Here is a 20,341-nt window from a genome sequence, read left to right as displayed (position 1 = left end):
TTACGGCCCCGGGACGCCAAAACGCACCGTCCGTCTACTAGTTGAGCAGGCTCCCCTGGAGCTCTGCACGAAGGTCCGGTGTCAGGACCGTACCGGCTCGGTCGACCAGCAGTGCCATCTCGTACCCGATGAGGCCGATGTCCGCCTCGGGATGAGCGAGAACGGCGAGCGACGAACCGTCGGATACGGACATGATGAAGAGGAATCCCCGCTCCATCTCCACAACCGTCTGGTTCACCGCGCCTCCCTCGAAGATCCGGGAGGCGCCTGCCGTCAGAGACGTCAGACCGGAGGCGACGGCCGCGAGCTGGTCGGCGCGGTCGCGGGGGAAGCCTTCGGACATCGCCAGAAGGAGTCCGTCGGCGGAGACCACCACCGTGTGGGACACCCCCGGGGTGTTGTCCACGAAGTTGGTGATCAACCAGTTCAGGTTCTGTGCCGCCTGGCTCATCGGGCTCACACTAACGCTCCTGGTTGTAGGTGCTGTCAGGACCGAAGCCCTGGCCGTTCGTTTCACTGCCTGCGCTGCGTCCGCGCTGGACGCCTCGACGCAGGTTGCTCAGCCTGCCCCGGACGTCCTCCGGGGCGCGGGAGATCTGTGGGCCTCCCTGGGGGGTGCTTTCGGCGGCACCCTCGATCAGGTTCGCCTTGGGTACCCGCCGCGGCAGGCCGGAGGAGGTGACCCCACCCGCCTTGGGCTTCCGGAGCTGCGAGGCCTGCTGCCACCGCTCGTCGTTGGCCGAGCGCCAGTCGTCGCCGTTGCTCTCCGGAGTGGAGGCCGGCGGTTCCTGGCTCACATGCCGTGCGCCACCCGTACCGTTCCCACCGCTCGCGGTGGGTCCACGGCGGGGAAGCCCGGCGTCGGTCATCGTGTGAGCGGCGGAGGGGCTCGATCCCGGACGGTCGAAGCCTACGCGGTCCTGCTCACTTGCGTCAGCGGCCTGCGCAGATTCCGTTTCCTGGGCCTGAGAAGGGTACTGGCTCGGGTAGCCGTTCTGGTAACCGTCCTGCTGCGGCCAGTCGTCCTGGTGACGTCGCTGCTCGAACGCGGCGAAACCGCCCGCGCCGCCCGCACCCTGCCCCGAGGGCTCCTCCCGGGCCGGCTCCGCATAGGAGGGCTCCGGGTAGCCGCCGTTCGGCGAGAAGGTGTCGTTCTGCGGCACGCTGCCGTTGGGCGCGTAGTACTGCTCGTCGTAAGCAGACCGCTGCGGCTCCTCGTACGCCGTGTGCCGCTGCTCGTCGTAGGACGGCTGCTGCTGCTCGTACGGCGCCTGACGGTCGTACGCGGACGGCTGCTGCTCCGGGTAGCCGGTCTGGCCGGTGTCGTAGGCCTGCCCGGCGTCGTAGCCCTGCTGCCCGTTGTACTCGTCGCGGTAGCCGGTCGCCTGGGAAGGCTCCTGGCCGCTCTGCGCGGGCAGCGCGGGCTGCTCGTGCGACTGGGACTCCAGGGCCGCCCGGCGCTCCTCGCGCATCAGGGAGCGGCCCACGGGGTCCAGCTCCCGTATGTCGTCGGGGACGTCGGAGTAGCGGCTGTCGTCGAAGCCGAGTTCCGCGGCCGTGCGCATGGGCTGCTGGTTGAAGTTCTCGCCGCCGCCACCGAAGTTCTGCTCCGGGATGATCTGCGAGACGGTGAACTCGTCGCGGTCCACGTGCTGCTCGCCGCCACCACCGTGGGTGATCGCGTCCGGCAGCATGACCAGCGAGGTGGTGCCGGCCTGCTCGCCCGAGGGGCGCAGCTGGACACGGATGCCGTGCCGGTCGGACAGCCGGCCGACCACGAACAGACCCATGCGCTGCGAGATCGCGGCGTCCACGGTCGGCGGGTTGGCCAGCTTGTGGTTGATGTCCGCGAAGTCCTCGGCGGTGAGGCCGATGCCCTTGTCGTGGATCTCGATCATGACGCGGCCGTCGGGAAGACGGGTGGCGGTCACGCGGACCTTGGTCTGCGGGGAGGAGAACGTCGTCGCGTTCTCCAGCAGCTCGGCGAGCAGGTGCACGAGGTCGGTCACGGCGCGGCCGTGGATCTCGGCCTCCGGGACGCCGGAGAGTTCGATGCGCTCGTACTGCTCCACCTCGGAGGAGGCGGCGCGCAGCACGTCGACCAGCGGGACCGGCTGGTCCCAGCGGCGGCCGGGCTCCTCGCCGGCGAGGACCAGGAGGTTCTCGCCGTTGCGGCGCATACGGGTCGCGAGGTGGTCCAGGCGGAAGAGGTTCTCCAGCTGGTCCGGGTCGGCCTCGTTGTTCTCCAGGTCGGTGATCAGGGTCAGCTGGCCCTCGATCAGCGACTGGTTGCGGCGCGAGAGGTTGGTGAAGATCGCGTTGATGTTGCCCCGCAGCAGGGCCTGCTCGGCGGCGAGCCGGACGGCCTCGCGGTGGACCTGGTCGAAGGCCCGGGCGACCTCGCCGATCTCGTCCGTGGTGGAGATCGGGATGGCCTGGACACGGGTGTCGACGCGGCCGGGGTCGGTGCGGGAGAGCTGGTCGACCAGCATCGGCAGGCGCTGCTCGGCGATGCCGAAGGCGGCGTTGCGCAGCTGGCGCATCGAGCGGCTCATCTGGCGGGCGACCGCGCCGGCCAGGATGAAGGCCAGGAGCAGGGCGACCACGACGGCGGCACCGGTGATGTAGGCGTCACGCTGGGCGTCGTCGGCGATGTCGGACGCTTCGCTCACGGCCTTGTCGGCCATGTCCGTCTCGATCTTCTCGTACGCGTCGAACTTGAGCGTGTTGACCGCCCACCAGTTCTCGGCGGTGATGCCCCTCTGGGCGAGCGCGGCACGGGCGCTCGCGTCCGTGCTCGGCAGCGTCGCCACGGCCGAGATCATCGTCGTCGGGTTGGCCGGCGGCGGGACGTAGTCGGGGTTCTTGGCCTTGGCCTCCCGGGCCATCGCGGCACCGTCGGCCTTGATCTTGGCTTCCGCCGTCTTGAGCTTGGCCGCGTCCTGCTCGGTACCACCGCCGATGTACTCCTGCACGGCGATGCGCTCGAGGTAGGCGTACGAGGACAGGGCGATGCGCTGGCTGGACAGGTTGCCGTCGTCGGGACCCGGCTTGACCAGGATGTGCATGCCGATGGACCGCTGCAGCGACAGGGCGGCCTTGGTGAGCTCGATGGCGTACACGGTCCGGCCGTAGCTGGTGATGTTGCCGGTGCCGAGGCCGAGCTCGTTGGCGAACTCCGTCAGCGGGTGGGCGACCTCGACGTAGCCCTCTTCGGTCTGTACGCCCTTGAGCCTGGAGGTGTAGGCGACCTGGCGGAGGGTGGCCAGCTTCGGCTCCGCCTTGCGGAACAGGTCCAGCCGGCGCTCCAGGCCCGGCTTGGCCGGCATGTTCTGCGCCGCGGCGTCGAACTCGTCGGCGGCCCGGTCGGTGAGCTTGCGGGCGTCGACGACGGTCTTGTCGTCCTTGCCCTTGCCCTGCAGCAGCGGGGCGGCGGTGATGTCGCGTTCGATGTAGAGGGCGTTGGCGTAGAGCAGCGAGGCGCGGACCAGGCGCGCGGTGTTCTCCGCGTCCTCGGCCTCCTGCCAGGTGTCGATCGAGCTCTTCACCTGGAAGCCGCCCATGACGAGGCCGACCACCACGGGTATGAGCAGGATCGCGTTCAGCCTGGTCGCCACACGCCAGTTGCGCGGGGAGAGACGGCCGCCGCTCTCGGCGGGCGCGGCCGTCGGTTCCGAACCGGGCACGGGGGCGGGCGCCGCTGTGCGCGGCGGCGGGGTGAAGTTGCCCCGGGCCGACGGCTCGGGACTGTTCTTGCTTCGCCTCACTCGACCAACAACCTCTCGGCGGTCGGCACCAACGTTGTGCCGCAGTGTTCAGAGCCCAAGACGCCAGCGACGCACGAGGGCGTCATTGACTATTGGGCAGTTCAGGCATTCCAGCACGACGACCAGCGCTCTTCCAAACAGTCCTGGGGGCGGATTCCCGGCGATGTAAGCCCCAGATAAAACGGTCATAAAGAGCGAGCCCCGCCAAAAGGCGGGGCGATTGTGCGCGCAGCGAGACCGGATGTGCGCGACGCGTGGCCGTACCACCCGATTCCTCTGCCGAAACGTTATGAACACCTTGGCCGACCGTGTCAAAGGACACAGTCGGCTCCGGTGTATCTACGACAACTGCCGTATCGCACTTCTGAATTGGGTGCTACCTCAGCCGTGCCATCAGAGCGTGCTCGACCAGCGTGATCAGGGCACTCTTCGCATCGGCCCGGTGCCGGGCGTCTGTCGTGATGATCGGGGTGTCGGGCCCGATCTGCAGCGCCTCGCGCACCTCTTCCGGCTGGTAGGGCTGCTGTCCGTCGAAGCCGTTCAGTGCGACGACGAAGGGCAGGCCGCTGTTCTCGAAGTAGTCGACGGCCGGGAAGCAGTCGGCCAGGCGCCGGGTGTCCACGAGCACCACCGCGCCGATGGCGCCGCGCACCAGGTCGTCCCACATGAACCAGAAGCGGTCCTGGCCCGGCGTACCGAAGAGGTACAGGATCAGGTCCTGGTCCAGGGTGATACGGCCGAAGTCCATGGCCACCGTCGTGGTGGTCTTGTCCCCGGTGTGGGTGAGGTCGTCGATGCCGGCCGAGGCGGACGTCATGACGGCCTCGGTGCGCAGCGGGTTGATCTCCGAGACGGCCCCCACGAACGTGGTCTTGCCCACGCCGAAGCCGCCGGCCACCACTATCTTCGCGGAGGTGGTGGACCGCCCCGCGTCAGAGCTTGCGAAGTCCACTGAGCACCCTTTCGAGCAGTGTCACGTCCGGCGCGCCGGTGGCGTCGTCGCCGCCCGGCTGGTGGATCGCGACGAGACCGGCCTCGGCGAGGTCCGCGACCAGGATCCGGGCCACGCCCAGCGGCATGTTGAGCAGCGCCGACACCTCGGCCACCGACTTGACCTCACGGCACAGGTGGCAGATCCGCTGGTGCTCAGGGAGCAGCCCCATGAGCGCGGCGGGGTCCGCGGTCGTACTGATCAGTGCCTCGATGGCCAGCTGGTAGCGCGGCCGGGTCCGGCCGCCGGTCATGGCGTACGGCCGGACCAGCGGCTGGTCGCCCTCGTCCTCGTACGGCTCCGCGTACGGATCATGAGAGGCGGTGGGCGGGGTCATGGGTCCTCCGGGCGGGACAGCAAGTCGGTCAGCAAGCCGTCTGACGGGGCCTGTGTGGGGTGTGTGGCGGCCGGACGGTGATGTGGTGAGACGGGTGGTGCCGGGGCCGATCAGTGGAGCAGACTGCCTTGGAGCTCAGCCCTGAGGTCGGGGGTGAGGACCGCGCCCGCGCGGTCGACCAGGAGCGCCATCTCGTAGCCGACGAGGCCGATGTCGCACTCGGGGTGGGCGAGTACCGCGAGGGACGAGCCGTCCGAGACGGACATGAGGAAGAGGAATCCCCGCTCCATCTCCACGACCGTCTGCGCCACCTCGCCGCCCTCGAAGATCCGGGAAGCGCCTGCCGTCAGGGACGTCAGACCCGAGGCGACGGCCGCGAGCTGGTCGGCGCGGTCGCGCGGAAAGCCCTCCGACATCGCCAGGAGGAGACCGTCGGCGGACACGACGACGGTGTGGGACACCCCGGGGGTGTTGTCCACGAAGTTGGTGATCAACCAGTTGAGATTCTGTGCCGCCTGGCTCATCGGACTCAACTAACGCTCCTGCTGGTGAGTGGGCCGTGGGTGGCTGCCGGTCTGGGTGGACCCGGCCTGACGACCCTGTGCGATTCCCCGACGGAGATTGGTCAGCCGGCCGCGCACGTCATCGGGCGCACGCGAGACCTGCGGACCGCTCTGGTGGGTTTGCTGCTGCGCCGTGCCCGGGACGAGGTTGGCCCGGGGCACCCGGCGCGGCAGGCCGGAGGTGGTGACACCACCCGCGGCGGGCTGGCGGACTCGCTCGGCCTGTCGGACGAGGTCGTCGTTCGGCGAGGTGCGCCAGCCGGCGGGGGCGGACCGCTGCGGACCGGTGGGTCCCTGCGGTTGCTGCGGTTGCTGCGGTTGCTGGGGGGCTGCCGGGGCGGAGCCGTTGTTCTGCGGCTGCTGCTCCTGCTGGCCGTGGAACCAGTTGGTCTCCAGCGTGTCGAACAGTGGCGTACGACCGTCGCCCGGACCGGACGCCGGCGGCAGGGCCTCGGGCTCCTGCCGGACGGGCCGGGCCTGCGGGGCGGGCGGACGCGGGGCACCGAAGTCGGCCGGACCCCGGCCGCCGCCCGACTGCGGCTGCTCGAACCGGCCCGTGCCCGTGGGGTCGGCCGGCGTGGCCGGGAGGGTGGGCCGCCCGGAGCCGTTGTCCTGGCGGGGTGCGGGGTACTGACCGGTCGAGCCGTTGTCCTGGCGCGGGGCCGGGTACTGGTTGCCGTTGTCCTGGCGGGGCGCGGGGTACTGCCCCGTCGAGCCGTTGTCGTAGGACTGCGGCGCCGGGTACTGGCCCGTGGAGCCGTTGTCCTGACGCGGCGCCGTGTACTGGCCCGTGGAGCCGTTGTCCTGACGCGGCGCCGGGTACTGGCCCGTGGAGCCGTTGTCCTGGCGCGGGGCCGGGTACTGGTTGCCGTTGTCCTGGCGGGGCGCGGGGTACTGGCCCGTGGAGCCGTTGTCCTGACGCGGCGGCGTGTAGTGGCCCGTGGAGCCGTTGTCCTGACGCGGCGGCGTGTAGTGGCCCGTGGAGCCGTTGTCCTGGCGCGGGGCCGGGGACTGGTTGCCGTTGTCCTGGCGGGGCGCGGGGTACTGGCCCGTCGAGCCGTTGTCGTAGGACTGCGGTGCCGGGTACTGGCCCGACGCGGACGAGGCGTCGTGGCGACCGCCGGGGGTGCCGAAGACGTCCGGGCGGACGAACTGGCCCTGGCCCTGCGAGGTGTTCGCACCGGGGCCGAACGGGTCCGCCTGCTGGGCGGCGCCGAAGTCGGCCGGGGAGCCGAGGCCCTGCCGGTCGTCGTCGCGCGGCACGGCCGGCATCTCCGCCGTCGCGCCGGGGCCCTGCCGGTCGTCGGCGCGCGGCAGCGAAGACGTACGGGAGAGGTCCGGCTCCTCGTGCCCGCGCGGGGCGTCCAGCGAGGCGCGCGGCGCCGGCGGCTGGGCGTTCTCGTCGCTCCAGCTCGGCACGCGCGGCTGCGCGTCACCGCCGGGCAGCTCGGCACGCGGTCCGCCGCGCGGCGGCAGCTGCGGCCTGCGGCCCGTGCCCTGCTCGGCGTCGCCGCCCTGCTTCTTGCGGCTCCGGCCTCCGCCGAAGGCGTCCTGGCCCTGGGGCCCGTTGGTGCCCGCCGCCTGCAGACCCTGCGGGGCACCCGGCGCCTGCTGGCCGTACCCGGTGCCCGCGGGAGCGGGACGGCCCTGCGAGGAACCACCCTGCTCGAACGACGAGGTCCCGGGACCCTGCGGTCCGCGCGCCCCACCGGGCGTTCCCGGACGGCCACCGTCCGCGTCACGCCCGGGCAGCGCGGCCCGCGGGCCCTGACCGGAAGCGAGCCGGCCGCCGCCGGACGCACCGCCACCGAAGGCCCCGCCGGACGCACCGGCGCCGAGGGCACCGCCGCCCTGGCCGGACCCGGCGGCACGCCGAGCCGCGGCCACACCGGCGGCGGCCTGCGCGGCGGCCGGACCGCCGCCGGCCGACGGCTGACCGGGCTGCTTGGGCTGGGGCTTCCTGCCGCCCTGGGCGACATCGACGGGCAGCATGACCAGCGCGGTCGTACCACCGGAGTCGGACGGGCGCAGCTGGATGCGGATGCCGTGGCGCTGCGACAGCCGGCCGACCACGAAGAGGCCCATGCGGCGGGAGACGGAGACGTCCACCGTCGGGGGAGAGGCGAGCCGCTCGTTGATCGCCGCCAGGTCCTCCGGCGACAGACCGATACCGGTGTCGTGGATCTCGATCAGCACACGGCCGTCGGGCAGCGCGTGACCGGTGACCTTGACCTTGGTCTGCGGCGAGGAGAAGGAGGTCGCGTTCTCGAGCAGCTCGGCGAGCAGGTGCACGAGGTCGTTGACCACGCGGCCGGCCACTTCGGTGGTCGGCACCGAGGCCAGCTCGATGCGCTCGTACTGCTCCACCTCGGACGCGGCGGCGCGGAGCACGTCGACCAGCGGGACCGGGCGGGTCCAGCGGCGGCCGGGCTCCTCACCCGCGAGGACGAGGAGGTTCTCACCGTTACGGCGCATACGCGTGGCGAGGTGGTCGAGCTTGAACAGCGAGGACAGCTGGTCCGGGTCGGCCTCGCGGGACTCCAGCTCGGAGATCAGCGACAGCTGGCGCTGGATCAGACCCTGGGAGCGGCGCGAGAGGTTGGTGAACATCGCGTTGACGTTGCCCCGCAGCAGGGCCTGCTCGGCGGCGAGGCGGACCGCCTCGCGGTGCACGTCGTCGAAGGCCGCGGCCACCCGGCCGATCTCGTCCCGGGAGTGCACACCGACCGACTCCACGGACGTGTCGACGTCCTGCGGGTCGGACTCGGACAGCTGCTTGACCAGCTCGGGCAGACGGTCGGAGGCGACCTTGGTCGCGGTGTCCTCCAGGCGGCGCAGCGAGCGGATCATGGACCGCGCCACGACGAAGGCGCCGACCAGCGACACACCGAGCACGATCAGGATCAGGACACCGGAGATGATCGCGTCGCGCTCGGTGGCGCTGCGCAGCTCGCGGGCCTTCTGCTCCATCTCCTCGAGCAGCGTGTGCTCGATGTTCTTCATCTGCTGGATCTTGGTGGAGCTGTCGTCCAGCCAGTCGCGGTAGGACCGCTTGTCCTGCTGGGCGAGACCGCTCGCGGAGACCAGGGCACGACCGGCGTAGGTGTCGGTCGCCTTGATGGTGGAGTTTCCGCCGTCCTCGATCGGCTTCAGCAGCTCGGCTGCGGCGTCCTCGCCGTAGATGCTCTTGAAGCTGCGGATCTCGGAGTTCTGGCTCTCCAGGGCGGACTCGGCGTAGAGCCGGTCGTTGGGCGAGAGCTTGCCGGTCGTGGTGTTGCTCGCGGGCAGTGCCGCCGCGAGGGCCGCGCGCTGGATCGAGGAGTACTCCTTGGCGGAGGAGAACGCCGCGAGCGCACGCGTGCGCTGGATCATGTCCGGGTTGCTGGTCGCCTCGGCCATGTCCTGGGAGAGGTCGATCAGGTTCTCGATCAGACGGTGGTACGCCTCGATCGTCTGCGTGGAGTTGCCCTCGGAGGCGTAGGCGCCCTTGCGGATCTGCTCCAGGTCGCCGAGCTCGCCGGCGAGCTGGACGAGGTACTCGCGGACGCCCTTGAGGTTGCCGTCCTTGCTGGCGCCGTCGATCTCCTCGGAACTGTCGAGGAAGTTCTTCCGCGCCCGGTCGGTCTTCTCGCGAAGTCCCTTGACCGTGAAGTCGGTCGCCTTGCCGCCGTGCGCCAGCGGGCCGGCCGACTGGTCACGCTCCTCCTGGAGCGCGGCCGACAGCTCGGTGGCCTGCTTGGTCATGTCCGTCAGCAGCTTCATGTTGTCCAGCTGCTGGATGTCGTCCATGGACTGGTCGATACGCAGCGCGCCCAGCGAGGTGGCCGCGACCACCGGCAGGGCGAGCAGCGACACCAGTCGCGTGGAGATGCGCCAGTTGCGCAGGGCTATTCGCGGCCCCGGGCCGGTCGGGCCCGTCGGCGGCTTCAGCGCCGGGGAAGAACCCGCGGCCCCCGACGTACCGGCGCGCGCGGAGCGCTCACCGCCGTCACCGGCCGGGCCCTGGTTCTGGGCGTGCTGGGGCGCGGGGCCGCCTTTCACGGGGCCAGTCCCGCCGTGCGGCTCCGGCTCCGCCGAAGCGCTGCCATCCCTCTTGAAACGTCCCTGCACTAGCGTCGCAACCTCTGGACCAGGCACCCCGTCGCCTGAACGGCGGGGCACGGTGTCGGCGTTCTGGGGACGCCCTGAAAAACGCCCCCGTGGTGGTCTTGAGTGACCGGCGCTGGCTTCCCCTTCTCACCGCCACTCGGCGCGTCTGTGCGCCCCCTGTGCGCCGGCTCGATCCTGCGGCGGTCCGTGAGATTCCAGCACAGCACAGGATCTCCAACAAGGCCCGTAGGCCGAGCCGTGATGTAGGTGACACCATGTGAGTGGCGGATCACCGGTCGTAGAAAGAGAGTTCGCCCATTTCGGGCGTAATCCCGCGAGTCGACGAGCCGCGCCGGGTGTCCCAGTCGCCATGATCAGCAGCGGAATGATGGCTTCAGTGGGCCAATGTCCGTTTCGTTGGGGTGGGGTGCGAGTCCGGTTTGACCGATTCGCCCTCTGATTCGTGAGAAAACTCACATGCCGATCATGACCCCCACGCGACGGGGCCGGGGAATCGGATGTTTAGCCTGACGCTTTACAGCGATGGCACAACCGACAACCCGCGCCCGTACGGGGGTTCACACATCCCCGGGGCGCCCGTCACAGGACAGGGTCAAGTAAACAGTGAAGACGACGACGATGTTCCACAAGATCGCCAACCCGCGACGCACGACGCTGGCACACCTGGACGACGCCGGCGAACTGCAGACGCCGGAGCAGCCGGAGCACCCCGTCGAACTGCCGGCCCAGACCGCAAACCCCAAGCGCACCGTCCTCATGGAGATCCCCGTCGCGGCCGCCGCGGCCGCGGAGTGACACCAGCCAGTACGTGTGCCGGCCGCCGGATGCTCACGGCGACGGGACCGGATTTCCGAGGGGCGCCCCCGTGACGGGGGCGCCCCCTCGTATGTGACGGGGCGCCCCCTCGTAATGCGCGGGGCGAGGCCACCTCCCCGCGTTAGCCTGGACCGTCAGACTCCAGCCGCTTCAGTCAAGGGGCCAAGCAACCCGTGCGCATCGCCAGGTTCTCCATCGACGGGAACGTCGCCTTCGGCGCCATCGAGGGCGACAAGCAGGACGAACTCGTCCTGAACATCATCAAGGGCATCCCGTTCGCGGACTTCGAGCTCTCCGGTACCAAGGTGCCGGTGAGCAAGGTCAGGCTGCTGCCGCCGGTGCTCCCCAACAAGGTCGTGGCCTTCGGCCGCAACTACGCGGAGCACGCGCGCGAGCTGGGCAACGAGGTGCCCGACGCTCCCTTCGCCTTCTTCAAGCCGTCCACCTCGGTGATCGGCCCCGGCGACGAGATCCAGTACCCCTCCTTCTCCGAGGAGGTGCACCACGAGGCCGAGCTGGCCGTGGTGATCGGCCGGATGTGCCGCGAGGTGCCGCGCGAACGCGTCAAGGACGTGATCTTCGGCTACACCTGCGCCAACGACATCACCGCCCGTGACGTGCAGCGGCGCGAGAAGCAGTGGGCCCGGGCCAAGGGCTTCGACAGCTCCTGCCCGCTCGGCCCCTGGGTGGAGACGGACCTGGACGCGAGCGACCTCACCATCCAGCTCACGGTCAACGGCCAGCAGCGCCAGCTGGGCCGCACCAGCGAGATGATCCACTCCATCGAGGACCTGATCGTCAACATCTCCGAGGCCATGACGCTGCTCCCCGGCGACGTCATCCTCACCGGCACCCCGGCTGGGGTCGGCCCCCTCAACGTCGGCGACGAGGTCGCCGTCACCATCGAAGGCATCGGCACTCTCACCAACAAGGTTGTCAAGCGTGGCTAGCGCACCCGGCTCCCCCGTACGCGTCCGTTTCTGCCCCTCGCCCACCGGTAACCCCCACGTGGGTCTGGTGCGCACCGCCCTGTTCAACTGGGCGTTCGCCAAGCACCACCAGGGCACCCTGGTGTTCCGCATCGAGGACACCGACGCGGCCCGCGATTCCGAGGAGTCGTACACCCAGCTGCTCGACTCGATGCGCTGGCTGGGCTTCGACTGGGACGAGGGCCCCGAGGTCGGCGGCCCGCACGCGCCGTACCGCCAGTCGCAGCGCATGGACCTCTACAAGGACGTCGCGGCCAAGCTGCTCGACGCCGGCCACGCCTATCGCTGCTACTGCTCCCAGGACGAGCTGGACACCCGCCGCGAGGCCGCCCGCGCCGCCGGCAAGCCCTCCGGCTACGACGGCCACTGCCGTGAGCTGACCGCCGCCCAGGTCGAGGAGTACCAGGCCCAGGGCCGCGAGCCGATCGTCCGCTTCCGGATGCCCGACGAGACGATCACCTTCACCGACCTGGTCCGCGGCGAGCTGACCTTCACCCCGGAGAACGTCCCGGACTACGGGATCGTCCGCGCCAACGGCGCCCCGCTGTACACGCTGGTCAACCCGGTCGACGACGCCCTGATGGAGATCACCCACGTCCTGCGCGGCGAGGACCTGCTCTCCTCCACCCCCCGCCAGATCGCCCTGTACAAGGCACTGATCGAGCTGGGTATCGCCAAGGAGATCCCGTCCTTCGGCCACCTGCCGTACGTGATGGGCGAGGGCAACAAGAAGCTCTCCAAGCGCGACCCGCAGTCCTCCCTCAACCTCTACCGGGAGCGCGGCTTCCTCCCCGAGGGCCTGCTCAACTACCTCTCCCTGCTCGGCTGGTCCCTCTCGGCCGACCAGGACGTGTTCGGAATCGACGAGATGACCGCGGCCTTCGAGATCTCCGACGTGCAGCCCAACCCGGCGCGCTTCGACCTCAAGAAGTGCGAGGCCATCAACGGCGACCACATCCGCCTGCTGGACGTGAAGGACTTCACCGAGCGCTGCCGCCCCTGGCTCCAGGCGCCGTTCGCCCCCTGGGCGCCCGAGGCCTTCGACGAGGCGAAGTGGCAGGCCATCGCGCCCCACGCGCAGACCCGCCTCAAGGTCCTCTCCGAGATCACCGACAACGTCGACTTCCTGTTCCTGGCGGAGCCGGCCGAGGACGAGGCCTCCTGGACCAAGGCGATGAAGGAAGGCTCGGACGCCCTGCTGCGCACGGCCCGCGAGAAGCTTCAGGCCGCCGACTGGACCTCCGCCGAGTCGCTCAAGGAGGCCGTCCTGGCCGCCGGTGAGGCCCACGGCCTCAAGCTCGGCAAGGCCCAGGCCCCCGTCCGCGTCGCCGTCACCGGCCGCACGGTCGGCCTGCCGCTGTTCGAGTCCCTGGAGGTCCTGGGCAAGGAGACCACCCTGGCCCGGATCGACGCGGCGCTGGCGAAGCTCGCCGCGTAACGCGAAGCACCACACCGCGAGGGCGGCGTCCGGTTCCGGGCGCCGCCCTCGCCGTGTCCGCTCAGCCGTCACCCGGAGTTCACCCTTCCGGCCAACTCCCGTCTTCGGAGGGGACGTTGGATGCCCCCTGTGCGCACGGTGCGCGTGTGCGCCCAGGTACAGGGGGGAAGAGCGTGATCCGTTCACGAAGACTCGTCCACGCGGCAGTCGGCGGGGTGGTGGCCCTGTCCTGCACCGTGCTGACCGCGCCCGCGCAGGCGGCGCCCGGAGTCGACGAGCCGGCCGGCACGGTGCGGCTGGCCACCGAGAAGCGCGTGACCGTCGACTACCCCTGGGCCGGCGCGTCCGGCTTCCAGTACCGGCCGGGGACCACCTCGGTCACCACGGTGGACTACCCCGACGCGATCCCGCCCGCCCACGCCGGCCCGGACGACCCGGCCACCGGCACCGACGTCGTGAACACCCGTGACGGCCAGAGAGTCATCCAGAAACACCGCTCCACGGGCGTCACCGCCACCGTCACGATCCCCACCGGCCAGGCCTACCGGGCCGCCGTCGGCTGGAGCGTGCTGACCATGGACGCCACCGGCGCCCTGCACATGCTGCGCACCGTCGACGGCACCCTCACCGTGGACACCCCGGTCACCGGCTTCCCCGCGGGCGCCCGGCCCGTCCTCTACCGCACCGGCGGCTCGGTCGGCCGTCTCGCGATCGTCTACGCGCTGGACGGCAAGACGTCCGTGGGCCTGGTCGACCTCTCCGACGGCGCGTTCCGCACGTACGTCACCGGCGACACCGCGACCCCGCAGCTCGCGTTCAACGACCGCTGGCTGGTCGCCGACTGGAAGGCGATCCGGGTGGACGGCGCACCCGGCACCGAGCCCACCGCCCTGACCAGCACCGACGCCCAACTCGAAGCCGTCGTCGGCGACCAGCTCCTGATCGGCAACCCGACCTTCGTGCTGGGCGGCACCGAGGCCGCGCTCACCGCACGCTCCCTGGTCACCGGCGCCTCGACCACCGTGCTCCCCTCGTCGTTCGGCGGCATCGGCCCGACCCTGGACGGCGGCGCCCTGGCCACCGCGGGCCCCTCCAGCCTCGACTGGAACATCCACCGCATCACCCCCGACGGCAGCGGCGGCCTCACCACCGCCGAGGTGGCCGAGGTCCCCGCCGCCGCGACCGGCGTACAGGGACTGGCCGTCGCCGGCGGCGAGTTGTTCCTCTACGGCGCGACGCCGGGCGCCTCGCTCCGCTACAGCAGCTTCCAACTGGACGCAGCCGGCCGGCCCAGCGGCCCCCAGACGCGCCGCGGCCCGGGGCTGAGCCCGTCCACCTGCCTCACCGGCGACGCCGCCTGCCCCCAGCTGGAGGCCCTCGGTGACGGCCGCGTCAGCCACCTGTGGACCAGCGAGACGGGCCAGGAGTCCGTCGTCACCGTCGGCCTCGACACCACCACCGTCCTCAGCGCGCCCACGGACGGCGACTCCCGCGGCCGCGCCGGCGGCGGCACAGGCCGGTACGTGCTCTACAACGGCGGCTCCGGCAAGCAGCGGGTCGTCGACTTCCCGCGCGCCGCGACCGCGGGCGAGACCGTCCTCACCCGCGACCGCACCGCCGCCGCCGTGTGGGGGCAGACCCTGTGGGCCCCGGGCAGCACCCAGGGCCAGGTCACCGGCCGCAACCTCAAGACCGGCACGACCACCACCGTCACCACCGGCGCCCCCTGCGTCCCCACCGACATCCAGGCCGTCAACGCCTGGCTGTACTGGTCCTGCGGCAGCTCGGCCGGCGTCTACGACCGGGCCACCAACCGCAAGATCACGGTCCCGGCCGACCTCGGCCCGGCCCGCCTCGCCGACGGCTTCCTGCTCCGCGAGAACCGCACCACCCACGAACTGCTGCTCACCGACTTCCACACGGGTACGGCCACCACCCGGACCCTGGTCGGACTGCCCGCCACGGACCAGAACACCGGCGGCAGCAACGGCCGCTGGGCCGTCGACCGCTTCGGTGGCCCTGTCGCCTACCTCGACGGCACGTACGGCGAGGTCTCGATCGTCCCCAGCGGCGTCCCCACATCGCCCCTCGCACAGATGGAGGCCCAGGTCCACTCGCCGTCGGTGATCGGCAAGTCCTTCCCCTGGGCACCGGTCTGGCAGCTGAACAAGCCCTCCACCTGGACCCTGACCCTCACCGATGCCTTCGGCAAGACCGTCCGCACCCTGACCGGCGCCTCCACCGGAGCCGCCGTACGCCCGGCCTGGGACGGCACCACCGACAGCGGCGGCGGCACCACGGGCGGCACGTACACCTGGAAGCTCACCGCCCACCCCCGCGACGACCAGGGGCCGGACCTCACCCTCACCGGCACCATGACCCTGGGCTGAGCACGGGACGCGGTGGGTACGGTCGGAGCATGAGCATCCAAGCCGTGGTCTGGGACGTCGACGACACCCTCTTCGACTACACCACCGCCGACCGCCTCGGCATGCGCGCCCATCTCACAGCGGAGGGCCTGCTCGACGGCTACGACAGCGTCGAGCAGGCCATCGACCACTGGCGGGAGATCACCCACCAGCAGTGGACCCGCTTCTCGGCCGGCGAGGCCACCTTCGAGGGCCAGCGGCGCGAGCGCGTACGGGTGTTCCTGGACCGGGACCTCACCGACGCCGAGGCCGACGCGTGGTTCCAGCGGTACGTCACCCACTACGAGGCGGTCTGGGCCCTCTTCCCGGACGTCCTGCCCGTCCTCGACGCCCTCTCCGCGAGCCACCGGCACGCCGTGCTGTCCAACTCCAGCCTCCACGTCCAGGACCGCAAGCTGCGCGCCCTCGGCGTCCACGACCGCTTCGAGACCATCCTGTGCGCGGCCGAGCTCGGCGTCTCCAAGCCCGAGGCCGCGGCGTTCCTCGCGGCCTGCGATGCCCTCGGTCTGCCGCCGCACCAGGTCGCCTACGTCGGCGACCACCCGGAGATCGACGGACGGGGCGCCGCCGACGCGGGACTGCTGTCGGTGTGGATCGACCGTGGTGGCCTGTACGCCACGATCGACCCGCCCGTCGGGCCGCACCGCATCGCGTCCCTGGGCGAACTGCCTTCCCTGCTCGGCTCGGATAGTCGTTTTGGAGCCCCGTCCACCTTCAGGTAATGTTCTTCCTGCGCCGCGGGGAACGGGCCGGAAGGCCGGAATCCCAGGCGCACAGCTAGAACACAGACCCTCCGGGTCTTGCGTTCCAGTGGCCTATGGTGTAATTGGCAGCACGACTGATTCTGGTTCAGTTAGTCTTGGTTCGAGTCCAGGTAGGCCAGCTCGCAGAGCTCATCTGCATCGCCCCCGTTGTGTAGCGGCCTAGCACGCTGCCCTCTCAAGGCAGTAGCGCCGGTTCGAATCCGGTCGGGGGTACTGGTTCCGGAGATCGACAGATCGACGATCACCTCGGAACTGCTAGGGCCCCCGTTGTGTAGCGGCCTAGCACGCCGCCCTCTCAAGGCGGTAGCGCCGGTTCGAATCCGGTCGGGGGTACTGGTTCCGGAGATCGACAGATCGACGATCACCTCGGAACTGCTAGGGCCCCCGTTGTGTAGCGGCCTAGCACGCCGCCCTCTCCAGGCGGTCGCGCCGGTTCGAATCCGGTCGGGGGTACTGGTTCCGGAGATCGACAGATCGACGATCACCTCGGAACTGCTAGGGCCCCCGTTGTGTAGCGGCCTAGCACGCCGCCCTCTCAAGGCGGTAGCGCCGGTTCGAATCCGGTCGGGGGTACTGACTGGTCTAAACCACATTGGTCTATGGTGTAATTGGCAGCACGACTGATTCTGGTTCAGTTAGTCTTGGTTCGAGTCCAGGTAGACCAGCTCGGACCTGCGGAAACGCAGTGTCCAGGCCCCCGTTGTGTAGCGGCCTAGCACGCCGCCCTCTCAAGGCGGTAGCGCCGGTTCGAATCCGGTCGGGGGTACACATCACAAGAGGCCTCTCACTTCGGTGAGGGGCCTCTTGCGTATGCCTGCTTGGGGGCGCGGGGACTGCGCGAGCAACCCCTGCCGGCCCGCACGCGACGATCAAGCCGTCCGTGCCATGGCGCGTGATCGGGAAGGCCTGCCGCGGCGTTGAGGCCGGCCTCGCCCGAAACGCTCCGTCGGTTCAGCCGGTGCGCCGCAACGCCTCGGAGAGACGCCCCGCCGCATCGATCACAGCCTGCGCATGCATACGCCCCGGGTGGCGCGTCAACCGCTCGATCGGCCCGGACACGGACACCGCGGCGACCACCCGGTTCGAAGGCCCCCGCACCGGCGCGGACACGGACGCGACGCCCGGCTCCCGCTCGCCGATCGACTGGGCCCAGCCCCGCCGCCGCACACCCGACAGAGCCGTAGCCGTGAAGCGTGCCCCCTGCAGGCCGCGGTGCAGGCGCTCCGGCTCCTCCCAGGCCATCAGGATCTGCGCCGAGGAGCCGGCCTTCATGGTGAGCGTGGAACCGACCGGGACCGTGTCCCGAAGGCCGGACAGGCGCTCCGCCGCGGCGACACAGATACGCATGTCGCCCTGGCGGCGATAGAGCTGCGCGCTCTCGCCCGTGATGTCCCGAAGGTGTGTGAGCACCGGTCCTGCGGTGGCGAGGAGACGGTCCTCACCCGCGGCCGCGGCGAGCTCCGCCAGGCGAGGGCCGAGAATGAAACGGCCCTGCATGTCGCGCGCCACCATGCGGTGGTGTTCCAGGGCCACGGCCAGGCGGTGGGCCGTGGGTCGTGCCAGTCCGGTGGCGCCGACCAATCCCGCGAGGGTGGCCGGCCCGGACTCCAGAGCGCTCAGGACGAGGGCCGCCTTGTCCAGAACGCCGACGCCGCTACTGTTGTCCATGAAACGATACTCGCGTCTCACTCTGTGAAACGCAAGTTCAATTTTCCGTGGAACGCGCCACCCTGGAATCACGAAGTCACAACGGCCCGTGACGTAAGGGCCTGGCGGTGGGTGCCCGGAATCAGGGGTACGGGCACTGCCTCCTCAAGATCTCTAGTTGGGTCGGCGGACCGTCGCCGACCGGAGGGAACAGCGATGGGTAGGACACTCGCGGAGAAAGTCTGGGACGACCATGTCGTCCGGCGCGCGGAGGGCGAGCCCGACCTTCTCTTCATCGATCTGCACCTGCTGCACGAGGTGACCAGTCCGCAGGCCTTCGACGGTCTGCGCAAGAGCGGCCGCACGGTGCGGCGTCTGGACCTCACCATCGCCACCGAGGACCACAACACCCCGACCCTGGACATCGACAAGCCGATCGCGGACCCGGTCTCGCGGGTGCAGCTGGAGACGCTGCGCAAGAACGCCGCCGACTTCGGGGTGCGTCTGCACCCGCTGGGCGACGTCGAGCAGGGCGTCGTGCACGTGGTGGGCCCGCAGCTGGGTCTGACCCAGCCGGGCACCACCGTGGTGTGTGGTGACTCCCACACCTCCACGCACGGCGCGTTCGGGGCGCTGGCGTTCGGTATCGGCACCTCCCAGGTGGAGCACGTGCTGGCCACGCAGACGCTGCCGATGTCCCGGCCGAAGACCATGGCGATCACGGTCAACGGCGAGCTGCCCGAGGGTGTCACCGCCAAGGACCTGATCCTGGCGATCATCGCGAGGATCGGCACCGGCGGCGGCCAGGGCTATGTGCTGGAGTACCGCGGCGAGGCCATCGAGAAGCTGTCGATGGAAGCCCGGATGACCATCTGCAACATGTCGATCGAGGCCGGTGCCCGCGCGGGCATGATCGCCCCGGACGAGACCACGTTCGCCTACCTCCAGGGCCGCCCGCACGCCCCCGAGGGCGAGGACTGGGACGCGGCCGTCGCGTACTGGAAGACCCTCAGGACCGACGAGGACGCCGAGTTCGACGCCGAGGTGGTCATCGAGGCCGCCGAACTGTCGCCGTTCGTCACCTGGGGCACCAACCCCGGGCAGGGCGCACCCCTTTCGGCGTCCGTCCCCGACCCTGCTTCGTACGAAGACGCATCGGAGCGCTACGCCGCCGAAAAGGCCCTGGAGTACATGGGGTTGGAGGCCGGGCAGCCGCTGCGCTCCATCAACGTGGACACCGTCTTCGTAGGCTCCTGCACCAACGGCCGCATCGAGGACCTGCGGGCGGCCGCCGAGCTGCTGAAGGGCCGCAAAGTCGCCGACGGCGTACGGATGCTGGTCGTCCCGGGCTCCGCGCGGGTGGGTCTGCAGGCCGTTTCCGAGGGCCTGGACGTGGTGTTCAAGGAGGCCGGCGCCGAATGGCGGCACGCGGGCTGCTCGATGTGCCTCGGCATGAACCCCGACCAGCTGGCCCCCGGTGAGCGCTCCGCGTCCACCTCCAACCGCAACTTCGAAGGCAGGCAGGGCAAGGGCGGACGCACCCACCTGGTGTCGCCGCAGGTCGCGGCCGCCACCGCCGTCCTTGGCCACCTGGCCTCCCCGGCCGACCTGTCCGCCGACGCCCCCACGCCCGCTGGAGTCTGATCATGGAAGCCTTCACCACCCACACCGGCCGGGCCGTCCCGCTGCGCCGTTCCAACGTCGACACCGACCAGATCATCCCCGCCCACTGGCTCAAGAAGGTCACGCGCGACGGGTTCGAGGACGGGCTGTTCGAGGCCTGGCGCAAGGACGAGACGTTCGTGCTCAACCAGAGCGAGCGCAAGGGCGCGACCGTCCTCGTCGCCGGCCCGGACTTCGGCACCGGCTCGTCCCGCGAGCATGCCGTCTGGGCCCTGCAGAACTACGGCTTCAAGGCCGTGATCTCCTCCCGCTTCGCCGACATCTTCCGCGGCAACTCGCTCAAGAACGGCCTGCTCACGGTCGTTCTGGAGCAGCCGATCGTGGACGCGCTGTGGGAACTCACCGAGAAGGACCCGCAGGCCGAGATCACCGTCGACCTTCATGCCCGCGAGGTGCGCGCCGAGGGCATCACCGCCGCCTTCGAGCTGGACGAGAACTCCCGCTGGCGGCTGCTGAACGGCCTCGACGACATCTCGATCACCCTGCGGAACGAGGCCGACATCGCCACCTACGAGGCCAAGCGCCCCTCCTTCAAGCCGCGCACCCTCCCGGTCTGACCCCGGCACGGTCCGCCGCCTGAGAGCAAGGCGACTTTCGGCCACAGCAACATCCCCTCTGTACCCCCGATCAGCCCGATCGGGGGTACAGCCGTGTCTGCACCCGAACGGCCCTGCCCACCCGTTGTTCGGCTGCCAACTTCCCACGTTAAGCCCGTGGTTGCTGGGGTAAGCGAGGGGTACAGCCGTGACTTCCACGTGTGCCGGGAAGGCCGTTTGAGGCGGCAGTTGTCCCCTGCGCAGGCGACAA

At 70.4% G+C, this 20,341-nt stretch carries 14 protein-coding genes and 7 tRNA genes; 14 read left to right on the top strand and 7 right to left on the bottom strand.

The genetic code is table 11. From position 1 onward, the window contains the following. Positions 1–37: 37 nt before the first annotated feature. The 6 genes from FDO69_RS21400 to FDO69_RS21375 form a co-directional block, all read right to left on the bottom strand. Positions 38–451: a roadblock/LC7 domain-containing protein gene (locus FDO69_RS21400; protein ID WP_003993185.1), complete on the bottom strand. Its 414-nt coding sequence runs from the start codon at positions 449–451 to the stop codon at positions 38–40. A gap of 10 nt (positions 452–461) precedes the next feature. Next, positions 462–3,767 (bottom strand): sensor histidine kinase, encoded by a 3,306-nt coding sequence (locus FDO69_RS21395; RefSeq protein WP_167526649.1) that lies wholly within the window; start codon positions 3,765–3,767, stop codon positions 462–464. A gap of 376 nt (positions 3,768–4,143) precedes the next feature. Then, positions 4,144–4,719, bottom strand: coding sequence for a GTP-binding protein (locus FDO69_RS21390; RefSeq protein WP_104781463.1), 576 nt, complete (start codon positions 4,717–4,719; stop codon positions 4,144–4,146). Further along, complete coding sequence (locus FDO69_RS21385) at positions 4,700–5,095, bottom strand: DUF742 domain-containing protein (RefSeq protein WP_030851927.1); 396 nt, start codon at positions 5,093–5,095, stop codon at positions 4,700–4,702. The genes FDO69_RS21390 and FDO69_RS21385 overlap by 20 nt, the downstream gene beginning before the upstream one ends. Positions 5,096–5,205: 110 nt before the next feature. Next, positions 5,206–5,619, bottom strand: a complete 414-nt coding sequence (locus FDO69_RS21380) for a roadblock/LC7 domain-containing protein (RefSeq protein WP_030851929.1) — start codon at positions 5,617–5,619, stop codon at positions 5,206–5,208. Between the two features lie 9 nt (positions 5,620–5,628). Next, complete coding sequence (locus FDO69_RS21375; RefSeq protein WP_104781462.1) at positions 5,629–9,768, bottom strand: sensor histidine kinase; 4,140 nt, start codon at positions 9,766–9,768, stop codon at positions 5,629–5,631. 603 nt (positions 9,769–10,371) lie between these two features. Between FDO69_RS21375 and FDO69_RS21370 the strand changes: the two genes are divergently transcribed. The 12 genes from FDO69_RS21370 (at position 10,372) to FDO69_RS21315 (ending at position 16,970) form a co-directional block, all read left to right on the top strand. After that, a complete protein-coding gene (locus FDO69_RS21370; RefSeq protein WP_104781461.1) occupies positions 10,372–10,563 on the top strand; it encodes a hypothetical protein in 192 nt (63 codons plus the stop codon). Positions 10,564–10,757: 194 nt separating this feature from the next. Beyond that, complete coding sequence (locus FDO69_RS21365; RefSeq protein WP_104781460.1) at positions 10,758–11,534, top strand: fumarylacetoacetate hydrolase family protein; 777 nt, start codon at positions 10,758–10,760, stop codon at positions 11,532–11,534. Further along, positions 11,527–13,011 carry a glutamate--tRNA ligase gene (gltX, locus tag FDO69_RS21360; protein WP_104781459.1) on the top strand — a complete coding sequence of 495 codons (1,485 nt, stop codon included), beginning with the start codon at positions 11,527–11,529 and terminating at the stop codon, positions 13,009–13,011. Before FDO69_RS21365 ends, gltX begins: the two co-directional genes overlap by 8 nt. Before the next feature lie 173 nt (positions 13,012–13,184). Further along, on the top strand, positions 13,185–15,401 hold the full coding sequence (locus FDO69_RS21355) for a FlgD immunoglobulin-like domain containing protein (protein ID WP_138430135.1): 2,217 nt from the start codon (positions 13,185–13,187) through the stop codon (positions 15,399–15,401). Between the two features lie 29 nt (positions 15,402–15,430). Continuing rightward, positions 15,431–16,162 (top strand): HAD family hydrolase, encoded by a 732-nt coding sequence (locus FDO69_RS21350; protein WP_104781458.1) that lies wholly within the window; start codon positions 15,431–15,433, stop codon positions 16,160–16,162. An 89-nt stretch (positions 16,163–16,251) separates the two neighbouring features. After that, positions 16,252–16,323: transfer RNA gene (locus FDO69_RS21345), tRNA-Gln, on the top strand. 21 nt (positions 16,324–16,344) lie between these two features. Next, positions 16,345–16,417 (top strand) — tRNA-Glu (locus FDO69_RS21340). A 47-nt stretch (positions 16,418–16,464) separates the two neighbouring features. Further along, positions 16,465–16,537: transfer RNA gene (locus tag FDO69_RS21335), tRNA-Glu, on the top strand. 47 nt (positions 16,538–16,584) lie between these two features. Then, positions 16,585–16,657, top strand: a tRNA-Glu gene (locus FDO69_RS21330). Between the two features lie 47 nt (positions 16,658–16,704). Next, positions 16,705–16,777 (top strand) — tRNA-Glu (locus FDO69_RS21325). A 20-nt stretch (positions 16,778–16,797) separates the two neighbouring features. Further along, positions 16,798–16,869: transfer RNA gene (locus FDO69_RS21320), tRNA-Gln, on the top strand. 28 nt (positions 16,870–16,897) lie between these two features. Then, positions 16,898–16,970, top strand: a tRNA-Glu gene (locus FDO69_RS21315). Positions 16,971–17,155: 185 nt separating this feature from the next. Here the strand turns inward: FDO69_RS21315 and ndgR are convergent. Continuing rightward, entirely contained in the window at positions 17,156–17,872 is a 717-nt protein-coding gene (ndgR, locus tag FDO69_RS21310) for an IclR family transcriptional regulator NdgR (protein ID WP_003993203.1), read from the bottom strand. Between the two features lie 195 nt (positions 17,873–18,067). Here ndgR and leuC point away from each other — a divergent pair, with 195 nt between their 5' ends. Both leuC and leuD read left to right on the top strand, forming a co-directional pair. After that, the gene (gene leuC / locus FDO69_RS21305) at positions 18,068–19,495 is read left to right on the top strand and encodes a 3-isopropylmalate dehydratase large subunit (RefSeq protein ID WP_104781457.1); all 1,428 of its coding nucleotides are present in this window, start codon (positions 18,068–18,070) and stop codon (positions 19,493–19,495) included. A gap of 2 nt (positions 19,496–19,497) precedes the next feature. Beyond that, entirely contained in the window at positions 19,498–20,091 is a 594-nt protein-coding gene (gene leuD / locus FDO69_RS21300) for a 3-isopropylmalate dehydratase small subunit (RefSeq protein WP_104781456.1), read from the top strand. The last annotated feature ends 250 nt before the right edge of the window (positions 20,092–20,341 follow it).

This window comes from Streptomyces tibetensis, assembly GCF_007655005.1.
In the GTDB taxonomy this organism is placed as follows: domain Bacteria; phylum Actinomycetota; class Actinomycetes; order Streptomycetales; family Streptomycetaceae; genus Streptomyces; species Streptomyces tibetensis.
This window is presented reverse-complemented; position numbering and strand designations above follow the sequence as displayed.

Coding starts and splice junctions, on each gene's coding strand:
- FDO69_RS21400 (WP_003993185.1), bottom strand. CDS start 451: ATGAGCCAGGCGGCACAGAACCTGAACTGGTTGATCACCAACTTCGTG.
- FDO69_RS21385 (WP_030851927.1), bottom strand. CDS start 5,095: ATGACCCCGCCCACCGCCTCTCATGATCCGTACGCGGAGCCGTACGAG.
- FDO69_RS21380 (WP_030851929.1), bottom strand. CDS start 5,619: ATGAGCCAGGCGGCACAGAATCTCAACTGGTTGATCACCAACTTCGTG.
- FDO69_RS21350 (WP_104781458.1), top strand. CDS start 15,431: ATGAGCATCCAAGCCGTGGTCTGGGACGTCGACGACACCCTCTTCGAC.
- ndgR (WP_003993203.1), bottom strand. CDS start 17,872: ATGGACAACAGTAGCGGCGTCGGCGTTCTGGACAAGGCGGCCCTCGTC.
- leuC (WP_104781457.1), top strand. CDS start 18,068: ATGGGTAGGACACTCGCGGAGAAAGTCTGGGACGACCATGTCGTCCGG.
- leuD (WP_104781456.1), top strand. CDS start 19,498: ATGGAAGCCTTCACCACCCACACCGGCCGGGCCGTCCCGCTGCGCCGT.